Annotated in this window: 7 protein-coding genes, 1 tRNA gene and 1 pseudogene; 1 reads left to right on the plus strand and 8 read right to left on the minus strand. The window is 67.1% G+C overall.

All coding sequences use genetic code 11. The features are described 5' to 3' along the window. Window positions 1–194: 194 nt before the first annotated feature. The 4 genes from HTY53_RS08380 to HTY53_RS08395 all read right to left on the minus strand — a co-directional run bounded on the left by HTY53_RS08380 (window position 195) and on the right by HTY53_RS08395 (window position 7,115). The gene (locus HTY53_RS08380; protein ID WP_174106030.1) at window positions 195–1,592 is read right to left on the minus strand and encodes a sigma-54-dependent transcriptional regulator; all 1,398 of its coding nucleotides are present in this window, start codon (window positions 1,590–1,592) and stop codon (window positions 195–197) included. Next, window positions 1,576–3,606, minus strand: a complete 2,031-nt coding sequence (locus tag HTY53_RS08385; protein WP_174106031.1) for a sensor histidine kinase — start codon at window positions 3,604–3,606, stop codon at window positions 1,576–1,578. Before HTY53_RS08385 ends, HTY53_RS08380 begins: the two co-directional genes overlap by 17 nt. A 172-nt stretch (window positions 3,607–3,778) precedes the next feature. Next, window positions 3,779–5,938 (minus strand): DUF6351 family protein, encoded by a 2,160-nt coding sequence (locus HTY53_RS08390; protein WP_254599861.1) that lies wholly within the window; start codon window positions 5,936–5,938, stop codon window positions 3,779–3,781. Window positions 5,939–6,281: 343 nt separating this feature from the next. Next, complete coding sequence (locus HTY53_RS08395; RefSeq protein ID WP_174106032.1) at window positions 6,282–7,115, minus strand: DUF2243 domain-containing protein; 834 nt, start codon at window positions 7,113–7,115, stop codon at window positions 6,282–6,284. Between the two features lie 124 nt (window positions 7,116–7,239). Here HTY53_RS08395 and HTY53_RS08400 point away from each other — a divergent pair, with 124 nt between their 5' ends. Further along, window positions 7,240–7,623, plus strand: a complete 384-nt coding sequence (locus HTY53_RS08400) for a hypothetical protein (RefSeq protein ID WP_174106033.1) — start codon at window positions 7,240–7,242, stop codon at window positions 7,621–7,623. A gap of 220 nt (window positions 7,624–7,843) precedes the next feature. Here the strand turns inward: HTY53_RS08400 and HTY53_RS08405 are convergent. The 4 genes and pseudogenes from HTY53_RS08405 to HTY53_RS24755 all read right to left on the minus strand — a co-directional run. Next, window positions 7,844–7,919 (minus strand) — tRNA-Phe (locus HTY53_RS08405). Window positions 7,920–7,985: 66 nt separating this feature from the next. Further along, window positions 7,986–8,678, minus strand: coding sequence for a response regulator (locus tag HTY53_RS08410; protein WP_174106034.1), 693 nt, complete (start codon window positions 8,676–8,678; stop codon window positions 7,986–7,988). A 56-nt stretch (window positions 8,679–8,734) separates the two neighbouring features. Further along, window positions 8,735–11,194 (minus strand): sensor histidine kinase, encoded by a 2,460-nt coding sequence (locus HTY53_RS08415; protein ID WP_174106035.1) that lies wholly within the window; start codon window positions 11,192–11,194, stop codon window positions 8,735–8,737. Window positions 11,195–11,358: 164 nt separating this feature from the next. Continuing rightward, window positions 11,359–12,192, minus strand: a pseudogene (locus HTY53_RS24755) (DUF4390 domain-containing protein); the annotation flags it as partial. Window position 12,193: the final 1 nt, after the last annotated feature.

Raw genomic sequence — 12,193 nt, forward strand, 5'->3', positions numbered from 1 at the left:
TCTCGCGACAAAGACGCCGCCTGGCAGTCCTGTCTTTTTTCACGTCGTGTTACCACTGAGACGGCACCGGCGGCAGCCAGGCCCGGCACCGAAGTGCGCATGACTTCCAGCCTTGTCCAATCCCCGCGTCGCATGCGCGCACGCAGTCTAGCAAGACTGGATCGAACTGGCGACATGCAAGACGATATCGGAATTCAATCGGTCGCCGCCGCCGAGCGGAATGCCTCGAGATTGACGCCGAGCCGCTTGATCTTGTCGTACAGCGTTTTCTTCGGCACGCGCAGCAGATCGCTCGCCGCGGCGGTGCGTCCCGACGCCGCGCGCAGCGCCTCCTCGATCAGATGCCGTTCGAACACGGCGACCTGCTCGTCCAGCGAACGCGGCTCGCTGGTGCTGCCGCTGCTGGTGCCATTGCCCTGGCCATTGGCTGCCGGCACGCCGCTGCTGCCGCCGGACAGTCCCAGCACGAAGCGATCGGCAGCATTGCGCAGCTCGCGCACGTTGCCAGGCCACGGATGCATCATCAACTCGCGCATATGCTGCGGCGAGACCTCGGGCACCGGCCGCTCGTAGCGCAGCGCCGCCTGCAGCAGGAAGTGCGAGAACAGCAGCGGAATGTCCTCGCGCCGTTCGCGCAGCGGCGGGATGTCGATCACCGCGACATTGAGTCGATAGTACAGATCGGCGCGGAAGCGCTGCTCCGCCGACAGCGCCAGCAGATCGACCTTGGTCGCGGCGATCACGCGGCAGTCCATCGGCAGCAGCGTGTTGGACCCCAGCCGCTCGAACTGCCGCTCCTGCAGCGTGCGCAGCAGCTTGATCTGCAGCGACATCGGCATGGTCTCGATCTCGTCGAGAAACAGCGAGCCGCGCTGCGCGTATTCGATCTTGCCGACCCGCCGCCGCGCCGCGCCGGTGAACGCGCCCGACTCGTGGCCGAACACCTCGCTCTCGAACAGCGACTCGGGTACGCCGCCGCAATTGAGCGCGGCGAAGTTGCCCTGCCGGCGCGGCCCGTACTCGTGCAGGCAGCGCGCCACCAGCTCCTTGCCGGTCCCGGTCTCGCCGAGGATCAGCACATCGGCGTCGGTGCACGCCAGATCGAGAATCAGCTTGCGCAGCCGTTCGACTGCCGCAGAGCGGCCGATCAACTTGGCCTCGATCGCCTGCGTGTCGGCCAGCTGCCGGCGCAGCGCCTCGACCTCGAGCGTCAGCGCGCGCTTGTCCATCGCCCGTTGCACGACCTCGGTCAGCTCGCCCGGCGAATACGGCTTCTCGACGAAATCGTAGGCGCCGCGGCGCATCGCCTGCACCGCCATCGAGATGTCGCCGTGACCGGTGACAAGGATCACGGGCAGCGCGGCATCGATTTCCAGCGCCTTGTCGAGCAGCGCCAGCCCGTTGATGCCGGGCAGCCGCACATCGGTGACCAGCACGCCGGCAAAGCCTGGCGTGAGGCGATGCAGCACTTGTTCGGCCGAGCCGAACGCTTCCACCGACAGGCCGGCGATCTGCAGCGACTGGGTGCTGCCCAGCCGCACCGCGGCATCGTCTTCGACGTAGAGGACCGACAGATCAGTTCGCATCGGCATGATTCTCCTGTGCGGCTGGCAGTTGGATGATGAAGCGGGCGCCGGCGATCTCGTCGTTGCTGCCCGCGTCCTCGGCATCGGGGGCGGCATCGGTGGCGGTATCGACGGCGGTATCGACTGCGGTACCGACGGCGGTATCGAGGTTCCCGCGGCGATTCTCCGCGCGCAGCGTGCCGCCGAACTCGCGCACGATGCCGGCGGAGATCGCCAGCCCGAGGCCGAGGCCCACGCCCTGCTCCTTGGTGGTGAAAAACGGCTCGAACAGCCGCGGCATCACGTCGTCGTCGATGCCGCAGCCGCGGTCGGCCACCTCGATCGTGACCCACTGCGGGTCCGCGTGCACGCGGATCTCGAGCACGCGGGCTGCGGGGTCCTCGGTAGCGTCCTCGGCCGCGTCGGCGCTGGCGTCCTTCATCGCATCGAGCGCGTTCGACAGCAGATTGACCAGCACCTGCTCGAGCCGGTTGCCTTCGCACAGCGCCAGCGGCGACGGCTCGGGCACCGATACGATCAGTTCTGCGCCATCGGCGCGAATGCGCGAGTCCAGCAGAAACAGCGCGTCGGCGATCACCGTGCCGACCGGCGTGGGCACCGATTGCACCGGCGTCTTGCGTGCGAATTTCTTCAGCTGCGCGGTGATCTTGCCCATCCGCTCGACCATCTGGCAGATCACGTTCAGGTTGGTCTCGACCGCCTCGGTCTGGCCGCGGCGGAAGAACACGATGGTGTTGGCCGACAGCGTGCGCAGCGCCGCCAGCGGCTGGTTCAGCTCGTGCGTGATGCCGGCCGACATCTGGCCGAGCGCCGCCATCTTGCTGGCCTGCACCAGCTCGTCCATCGCCGCCTTCAGCACCTGTTCGGCGCGCTTGCGCTCGGCGATCTCCTTCTGCAGCTTCAGGTTCGAACCGGACAGCGCCTGCGTGCGCATCGCCACCTTGCGCTCGAGTTCGTCGTGCGCGCGCTGCAGCGCTTCCTTGGCCGAGCGGTTCTGCGCGGCCGCGCGGCGACGCTGCAGCACGTACAGGATCAGCAGCAGCAGGAAGCCGAGCGCGAAGGCGGCAATCACCGCGCTGTTGCGCGCCAGCGTGCGGATCGGCTCCATGTCGGACAGCACGATCAGCCGCCAGTCGGTGTCGGCGATGCGGCGGCTCTGCGCCAGAAACTCGTCGCCATCCGGCATCTGCACCACGCTGATATCGGCCGCGAAGCGGCGCTGCTCGCGAAAGCCGATCGGATCGAGCGAATCGACGGTCGAGTACTGCCGCGTGGTGGCGAGCTGCCAGCGCGTTTCGCTGGGCAGCTCGCGCAGCGACTTGAAGCGCCAGTCCGGCTGCGAGCTCAGGAACACGATGCCGTTGGCGTCGACCACCAGGATGCGGTCGTCATTGGCGATCCACGGCTCGTCGATCTTGTCCAGATTGACCTTGACGGCGGCCACGCCCAGCATCGCGCCGTCGCGGACGATCGGCTGCGAGAAGTAGTAGCCCGGTTCGCGGCTGACCGTGCCGATGCCATAGAAGCGGCCGGGCTTGCACTGCATCGCGTCGCGGAAATACGGCCGGTACGAGAAGTTGATGCCGACGAAGCTGGCCGCCTCGTTCCAGTTGCTCGCAGCCAGCGTCAGGCCGTGGGCGTCCATCACATAGATCGCCGTCGATTTGGCGGCGGCGTTGACCTCGGCCAGGAAGCGGTTGGCCGCCATCGGCAGGCCGGGCGTTGCCGGTTCGCGCAGCAGCCGCTGCACGTCGTGGTTCAGCGCGACCACTGCGGGCAGATACTCGTAGCGGCGCATCTCGCTGCGCAGCCCGCCGATATAGGCCTCGATGCGGTGCGCGGTGCCATCGCGCTGCGCGCGGATGCCGACGCGCTCGCCCCACAGATAGGCGATGGTGACGCCCACCGCCATCACCGCGCAGACCGCCGCGATCGCGGCCGCGCGACGGGCCCGCCCGCGCGGCCAGGCCGAGGGCGCTATCGCCTGCGTCGCAGCAGAAGTCGCGGAGGAGTCGGTCATATCGATGGATGACACCGGCGGCATGCGCCAACGACCGGCCATTAGGCAAAGCCGCACCCCAGCGCGTCAATCGGCGTAAACATCAGGCGCGCCGATGCATCGGATCGTCGATGCATCGGCGCGAGCCCGTCAGCGCAACCCAATCAGGGCAGCCTCGTTGGCGCAAGGCCGATCAGGGTTGTGTCACATCGAACAGCAGGTTGACCGGCGACGGACCGAACGACAGCCAGGTGCCCTTCAACGGCTGCTGCTCGACGCCCGGACGAGACCAGTCGCACACGCCGGTCGGGAAGACCGACTGCAGCCGCGCCAGTTGCGTCGGGGTCATCATCACCCTGTAGTCGGCCGGATCGATCGGCTTGAGCTGGCACTTGACGATATCGTCGGCCAGCGGACCGCCGGCGACCATGCGCGGCGTGGTGCCGGCCGGGTACAAGGTATTGCACTGGCCCGGGCCGTGCGCGGTCTGCGGCTCCACGATCTTGTTGCCGCCTGCGTCCCAGCACGCATCGACAAGGTCCGCCGGCTTGTTGCGCACCACCTTTTCGGCCTTGCTGCCCGGGCCGGTGTCGCGCAGCATCGCCGTCAGCCAGCGGTCCATCTGGTCGAAGTTGTCGTCGCGGATGGTGCCCGGTCCGACGATGACCTGATTGTCCGCATGCCCGTTGGCCGCGATCAGCCGCGCGCGCACCGAGTAGCTATGGATCTTGTTGTGGATGTCGCCGTTGACGCGGTCGTCGAAATAGTCGCGCTGATCGATGATCGGCGTGGTCGCGAGGCCGCCGCCGGTCGAGGTGATGCGACCCGACTGGTACGCGCGTGCGATCGCGTCGAGATCGCCGACGGTGCGCTGCGCAATCTTCTTGAAGTCCACGTCGACGCCGCCGATCTTCTCGTTCAGGTCGATGAACTGGTCGGCCGTGATCATGCCGTCGTTCAGCGCCTTCAGGCCGTACTGCACGCCGACATTGTCGATCGGCCGCTTGGCGAAGCCGCGCGCGTCCTTGCCGTAGACGTTGACCGTATGGTCGTAGACCGTGGCACGCACGCCGGTCGGGTTGTTGACCGGATGGTATTTCTGGTCGGCCGGGAAGCCCGCCGGGAACGACACCACCGGATCGAGACGGCCTGCGCTGCTGCTCATCGCCGCGATATTGCCCGGCTTCAGATAGCCCGAGATCGCCGAGCGCTGCGCATCGCTGTATTGGCCCGGAGCCGACTGCGTGAAGTACAGATGCAGCAGGCGCGAGTCGTGCAGCTTGAAGATCGTCGACGAGGTCACGTCCGGGAACACCGAGGTCACGATGATGCCGTCGAACAGGCCCGGATAGTTGTCGCCGGTCTGGTGGCTCTGGTAGGCCCCGCCCGAGCCGCCGGTGCCGATCGTGAAGAACGGCACGCCGTAGTTTTCGATCAGCCGTTCCTTGACCATCGCGATGGTCTCGGACGACAGCAGGTCGTTGCAGTTGTTGCCGAAGGTATTGAGCGAGGCGCTGACCACTGCATAGCCCTTGCGCAGGTGATTGTGGTTCAGCACCGCCACCGGCGTGCCCTGCATGTACCAGCCGCCCTGGCAACCGCCGCCCAGCGGATAGACGACCTTGCGGTTCCAGCCCGAAGGCGGCGCCAGCGGGGTCGGCTCGGCGTCCTTCATCGGATCGTGCAGGATCGCGGTCTGGTAGATCGCGCGATTGATGGTGCCGGTCTCGACGCGGACGATGTACGGCACCGTCGCACCCGCGTTGTTGGTGGTGCTGGCCAGATCCCCCGGATACGCGGTGACCGGCGTCGGCAACGGCTTGAAGCTGTTGGCGGTGGAGCGATAGACGTAATGCACGCGGCGTTCGACCGAGCAGTTTTCATCGAGCGGCGCGCCGAGCTTGCTGCCGTCCGGCAGCGTGAAGTTCTGCGTCGCGCAGATGTAGGGCTTTTCGTGCGGGCCGGAGAAGACGGGGCCGGTGATCGGATAGTTGGTCAGCGTCAGCGTGGTGCGCGCCGGGCCGTGCTTGACCTCCAGCGTGTTCTCGCCGAGCTTGAGTCCGCTGACGATGCCGAGCGCCTCGCCATCGCCGGTCGGCGTGAAGGCATCGCTGACATCGACGCCGTTGACGCTGACCTTGAACTTCTTGCCGGGCGCGCGCTCGCTGGCGCTCAAGCGGATCAGCGCATCGCCGCCGGTCACGCGCTCGGGCGCGGAAGACAGCACGGTCGCCTCGACCGTGGCCCTGTGTCCGAGGCCCAGGCCCGGCGCGTTCTCGGCGCTCTGCGGCTGCAGATTGCCGCCGCCATCGTCACCGCCGCCGCATCCGGCGACCAGCAAGGCCGCCACCATTGCGCCAGTCCCCAAGGACGGCCGCTTCCACCGTGCTGCTGTTTGCCGCATCGTTGTCTCCTGTTTGGCCGGCGTCGCCGGCATTGCCTTTTCCACGCTCCGCACGGGAGCGGTCAGCGCGTCTGCCGTCTGTCGCGGCAGCTTGCGAGGCGCCTGCGTTGCAATGGGCGTGCCATTGCGGGCGGGATTGTGCGGCGGAGACTAAGCCTCTGAAAGACAAGCGCTTTTGCGCGGAGACAATGTCTGCATCGCGGCAGACATGGATGGGAATCCGCACAGCCCCGAGCGGGCGGCGTGCGGAAAGTCGCGTCGGTGGCCCTAGGTGTTCCAGCGTTCGCGCGTGTTAACGGACCCAGGCCGAACACCCTGCCGGCGCGACCGTCCCGCTGACGTACATCGCGCCATGCCGGTACAAGAGCAGGCGGTCGACCGTCTCGGCGCCGCTGAGCACCCAGACGCCGCCGCGCTGGTCGGTCCAGACGATACGGGCGTCGGTGCCTTCGAGCGCGGTAAACAGATGCGCGGGCGCGACGCCGGGGCGCATCACGACGGTGGTGGTGTCGGCCAGTGCCGCGCGGACCGGGAACAGGTTCAGCGCGGCGCCGAGCAGCGAGCCGCCGACCAGCATGGCGGCGACCCAGCTCGTCGCGATGCCGGGGCCGCGTGGGCCTGCGCCGGAGCGGGGCCCGGCCGGCCTGTTCGTCTTCCGCATGCGGATGCCGACGATCAGCGGGATGATGCCGAACAGGAACAGCCACAGCAGATCCCACAGCAGGGGATTGGGCGAGTCCATGCGGATGCGATGGATGCCGGTGATCCAGTGCGACAGCACGGCATCGACCACGTGCCAGACGCCGAAGCCGATCCAGAAGTTCGCCAGCAGACGTCGCGGCGCATGCGGGACGGCGAAGGCATCGCGGCTTCGATACAGCAGCCACAGGCCGATCGCGGCGATCACGTACATCAGCGCGTGGAACACGCCATCGGCCATCACCTGCACGCGCAGGTCGCCGAGCGCACCGCGTTCGATGCCGGACAGCAGATGGTGCCACTGCAGGATCTGATGCAGCAGGATGCCGTCGAAGAAGCCGCTCATCGCGAAGCCGAGCGTGTAGCCGGCCCATTCGAACGCGCGGGGATGGGCGGTATCGGCGGAGATGGCAGCGGCGGTCGGCATGGCAACGCTCCCTGGAAGGAATCGGACGCAGTGCTGCTCGAAAAAACCAAGCGGGCCGCATCGACATCGCCAATGGGCCCGCTGACGCGACAGGCAGTCGCAAGTGGGTAGCGGCGCTTAACGCGTGCCGCTCGTGCCCGTAGCGGATCCGCTCGAGCTGCCCGTCGCGCTGCCGCTTGTGCCGGTGGCCGTGCCCGTGCCGGTCCGCGAGGAGTCGGTCGGCGTCACGGCGCCCGATCCCGAGACCGAGCCGGACCCGGCCCCGGTGCCGCTGCCCGCGGCGGTACATCCGGCCAGTCCCAGGGCAAAGGCCAGGGTTGCGATAGAAGCCGTCTTTCTCATGTTGTTTTCCTCCAGCGATGCGCTAAGTCCCCGTAGCGCTGACATGAACTCCCGTCATCGGGAGTCGGTCGTCAATATGCAATCGGCGTTCCAATACATGGCCGCCGGTGCTGCGATGGGTACGGGTCTGCGGGCGCCGAGGCGGAAAACCCTAGCGGCAGCGTAAGACGTACCAATGCTTGTAAGCTTTGCCAGCGGCGAGGGTCATCACGATGCACGTTGTTGCATGGCGAGGACGGGACGACAAAGGCGCGGAGGTATCGCGGAGATCGCGAGGCGGTCAGCGGGCGGGGCGTTGCATCGCCGCAGCCACATGGCATGGTGTCGACGGTAGCGAACGCACCAAAGAAAAACGGACGCCGAAGCGTCCGTTTTTCCTTTCAACCTGGTGGCCTGGGACGGAATCGAACCGCCGACACAAGGATTTTCAATCCTCTGCTCTACCGACTGAGCTACCGGGCCAAAGAAGCGAAACTATAACAGCGGGCATGGGACTGGTCAACCCCCTGCCGCCTGGAATCGTCGTCCTTATTGCTCGGCCGGCTCCGGCTTGTTTCGGCTCAGCTCGACGCCAAGCTGCTTGAGCTTGCGATACAGGTGGGTACGCTCCAGGCCCGTCTTTTCGGCCACGCGCGTCATGCTGCCGTGTTCGCGCAGCAGGTGGTATTCGAAGTAGGCGCGCTCGAACATGTCGCGCGCCTCGCGCAGCGGCATGTCGAAGGAAAACTGCATTTCGGCTTCGGGCACGCGCTGCGGCGTGCCGTTGGCCGCGGCTTCGGCCGGCGCGGTTTCGGCGGCGCGAGCGGCGGGCTCGGCCGCCGGTGCCGCGGGCGCGGCGGCCGCGCGCGGACGTTCCTGGCCGCGTGCGAGGCCCTGCTCCACCGCGGACAGCAGCTTCTGCAGCGCGATCGGTTTTTCCAGGAAATTGAGCGCGCCGATCTTGGTCGCTTCCACCGCGGTATCGATGGTCGCGTGCCCGGACATCATGATCACGGGCATCGTCAGCTGGCCCTGCGAGGACCATTCCTTGAGCAGCGTCACACCGTCGGTGTCCGGCATCCAGATATCGAGCAGCACCAGGTCGGGCGTATTGCCGGCACGGTATTCACGGGCTTGTTGCGCGTTTTCGGCTACTTCGACTACATGGCCTTCGTCGCTGAGGATTTCCGAGAGCAGTTCACGGATACCCATTTCGTCGTCGACTACGAGGATGGTTGCCATACTTTCCTCTTAACCCCTCCGCGGCGTTCCGGGTCGGACCGCATCATCATGCATCACTATGCCAGCTTGGCGAACAGGATCGATATCTGTGCGCCGGCGACCTCGGCGCCTTCCATGCGGTTGCGCAGTTCGATGCGCGCCCCATGTTCGTCAATGATCTTCTTCACCATCGCAAGACCCAGACCCGTCCCCTTGGCCTTGGTCGTCACGTATGGCTCGAACGCGCGGCTGAGGATGCGCGGGGCGAACCCCGGACCATTGTCAGCGATGGTCAGCTTGACAGCCTGACGGCTTTCGCCGGAGGCATCTTTGTATTCTACAGTCTCGGTGTGCAGAGCGATACAAGGCGCCGGACGGCCCGCCGCCAGGTTCTCCGCGACCGCATCCTGCGCATTCTGCAGCAGATTGTGTATCACCTGCCGAAGCTGGGTCGGGTCGCCCTTGATATCGGGCAGATCGTCGGCCAGCGACGGGTGAATCACGGGATGCTCGTGCAGGCCGGGATCGTCGATGCCGTACAGATGCAGCACCTCGGCCACCAGCGCATTGAGCTGCAGCGTCTGCAGCATGGCCGGCGGCGTGCGGGCGTAATCGCGGAAATCGTCGACCATGCGCTTCATCGCGGCTACTTGGTTAACGATCGTGGTGGCGCCGCGCTTTAGCACGTCGGCATCGTTGCCTTCGAGCTTGGGCGCGAGCTTCATCTGCAGCCGCTCGGCCGACAGCTGGATCGGCGTCAGCGGGTTCTTGATTTCGTGCGCGAGGCGCCGGGCCACTTCGCCCCATGCGACCGACCGTTGAGCCGAAATCACATCGGAAATATCGTCGAACACGACCACGTAGCCGGGTTCGGAATGATCGCTGATATGGTCGCCGCCCGGCAGTCGCGCGCCGCGCACCAGCAGCGTCAGCGGCTGTTCCTCGTCGCCGTGCGGCAGTTCGATCTGCTTCTGCCAGTGCGCGGCGCCGCCCAGCACCTCGCTGGTGCTCTGCTCCGAGAAGGCCTGCCGCACGATTTCGCCGAATGCCGCCATGCCGGGGATGGCCTCGACAGGATGGCCGATGGTCGGCCCGAGCGGCTGCCCGAAGATGCGTTCGGCGCCGGGATTGGCGGTCACCAGCGAGAAGCGCCGGTCCATCACCAGCACGCCGGCGGTCAGGTTCTGCAGCACGCTTTCGAGGAAGGCCTTCGATTGCTCGAGCGCGGCGCGATTCTGCTCCACGGCCAGGCGCGCCTCCGCCAGCTGGCGCGTCATCATGTTGAACTGCTGGGTCAGCATGCCGAGCTCATCGCGGCTCTTGAGCTCGCGCTTGGGCGACAGATCGCCTTCGGCCACTTCCTTGGTTCCCTGCAGCAGCATCAGCAGCGGCCGCGCCAGCTGCCCGCCGAGCAGCAGCGCGAGCATCACGGCGATGAACACCGCGAGGAACAGCGTCAGCGTCAGCGTGCCGATATACATCTTGCGCAGACCGGTGCGGCCCAGCGCCTTTTCCTGATAGTCCTGATAGGCGCGCTGGACCTCGTCGGCATTGCGCGCGAGCACGGCCGGGACCGGATGCACGATCTGCAGATAGCGTTCCTCGCGCACCGTATCGCCGATCAGGCCGAAGCCCGACGATGGATAGTCCTCGGCGCGACGCTCCAGCGACAGGCCCGAGCCCGCCCAGCGATCCTTGCCTGCCGGACGCGGCGGGGCGCCCAGCGAGGATTCGTCGGCCGGTGCAGCGGGTCCGAGCGGAATGATCACGCGCAGCCGGTACAGGTGAGTGGCGTCGGCGCGCTCGGGCTGCGGATGGCCATCGCTGCCGCCGTCGGTGCCGGGATCGGTGCCGCCCTCGACCGCCGCATAGCCGCCCGCAAGACGCGCCTGCTCGACCAATACGCCGGACGGCAGGCTCGGCACCAGCATCGCGTAGTTGCTCGACGCGGAGGCGATCACGCGCCCGCCGCCGGTGAAGATCGACGCCTCCTGCACGCCGTATTGCTCGCGCAGCCGATTCAGCTGCAGCGAGTTCGTCGGCTCGCTCGCGCTGATGATCTGATCGCTCATCTGGCGCGCCTTGGCCTGCAGATCGGCCAGCGCGCTGTCGATGGTCGAGCGGCCCAGGTTCAGGCCCGCCTCGAGCGCGGTCTCGACACGCACGTCGAACCACGATTCGATGCTGCGCGAGACGAACTGCAGCGACACCAGATAGATCAGCACGCCCGGCAGCACGCCAACGATGCCGAAGAACAGCGCCAGCTTGGTCATCAGCCGCGTGCCGAACTTGCCGCGGCGATAGCGCACCCACAGTGCCACCGCCAACGCGCCGATGATCAGCACCATCAGCACGCCGATCACCAGATTGATCTTGTACAGCAGCGTGAAGTAGCGGTCGAAGAATTCGGTGTTGGCCGACGCGGCCGCCAACAGCATCACCAGCACCAGCGCCAGAAAGACGATGGTGCCGGCGACCACGCGGCTCAGTACCCGGCGAAGCCGGCTGTCGAGCACGCTGTAGAGCGGCGAGATCATGGTACGGCGACCAGCGACGACAGCGAGACCGGCGCCAGCATGCTGGCGACCGTGCGTCCCAACGCCGGCGACGGCGGACGGGCGTTGCCGATGCCCGGGGCCGAGGCCGGTGTGGCATTGGGCGCGGAGGCGGGGTTCGGTGCGCTGGCCGGGGCGGAACCGGGCAGCGATGGCGGCACCGAGGCCGGGCCAGACGCCTGTCCCGGTGCGGGCGCGGCGGCCGCCGGCGAAGCGTTCGCGGGCGAGGCGGCATGTCCGTTCGCCGGTGCGGGTGTCGGCGCGGGCGGCGAAGCGGGGGCAGCCGGGGCGGCGGGTGCGGGCGGCGGTGCCGGCGGAGCCTCGGCCACCGGCGTATATGCAAAGCGCCGCCAATCGGACGACAGATTCCAGTCGCGCGTATTGACCGCGTTGATCTGAAACGGCTTGGGCAGCTGCGACAGGTCCAGCCGCATGCGGACCTCGGCCTGGTAGGGGGCGCCGAGCTTGACGTCGCCGCGCTCGAACACGCGCCAGCCACGCACCTGCTTGATGAAATCGAGCGCGCCCTTCAGACGCATAAAGGGCAGCTGCAGTCCGCCGGTCGAGACCCGGTACTGCCGCGTCAGCGGATGGAAGGTCAGGCGGACGCTGCGGCTGGTGCTGACCGGCTTCTCGTCGAACCAGTACCAGCGCGGGCGGCTCAGCTGGAAATCCACCGCGAAATACAAGGGGATGCCCTTGTGCAAGGCGTCCTCCAATGCCGGCGACAACTCGAAGTCGAAGCCTGCGTTCAGCTCGAAGCCGCCGTCCTGATATTCGATGCGTGCCTCGCGTATGTCGATGTTCTGTGCCTGCCCGGCACGCGGCGACAACGCGCTCGCGCACAGGACCACCACCATCAGCAGCAGCCACGCCAGCCGGCGCAGCGAGGCCAGGCCAATATCGGCACGGTCTGCTGCGGATCCGCACGCCTTGTCGTCATGGGCACGGAGGACGGACAAGCGAAGCGGTGCGAGCATC

Origin of the sequence: Cupriavidus gilardii (assembly GCF_013314895.1) — a bacterium.
Taxonomy (GTDB): domain Bacteria; phylum Pseudomonadota; class Gammaproteobacteria; order Burkholderiales; family Burkholderiaceae; genus Cupriavidus; species Cupriavidus gilardii_C.

What these genes read in the sequence shown, in the direction of transcription:
- HTY53_RS08380 (WP_174106030.1), bottom strand. Translation starts at nt 1,592, where the DNA reads ATGCCGATGCGAACTGATCTGTCGGTCCTCTACGTCGAAGACGATGCC.
- HTY53_RS08385 (WP_174106031.1), bottom strand. Translation starts at nt 3,606, where the DNA reads ATGACCGACTCCTCCGCGACTTCTGCTGCGACGCAGGCGATAGCGCCC.
- HTY53_RS08390 (WP_254599861.1), bottom strand. Translation starts at nt 5,938, where the DNA reads ATGGTGGCGGCCTTGCTGGTCGCCGGATGCGGCGGCGGTGACGATGGC.
- HTY53_RS08395 (WP_174106032.1), bottom strand. Translation starts at nt 7,115, where the DNA reads ATGCCGACCGCCGCTGCCATCTCCGCCGATACCGCCCATCCCCGCGCG.
- HTY53_RS08410 (WP_174106034.1), bottom strand. Translation starts at nt 8,678, where the DNA reads ATGGCAACCATCCTCGTAGTCGACGACGAAATGGGTATCCGTGAACTG.
- HTY53_RS08415 (WP_174106035.1), bottom strand. Translation starts at nt 11,194, where the DNA reads ATGATCTCGCCGCTCTACAGCGTGCTCGACAGCCGGCTTCGCCGGGTA.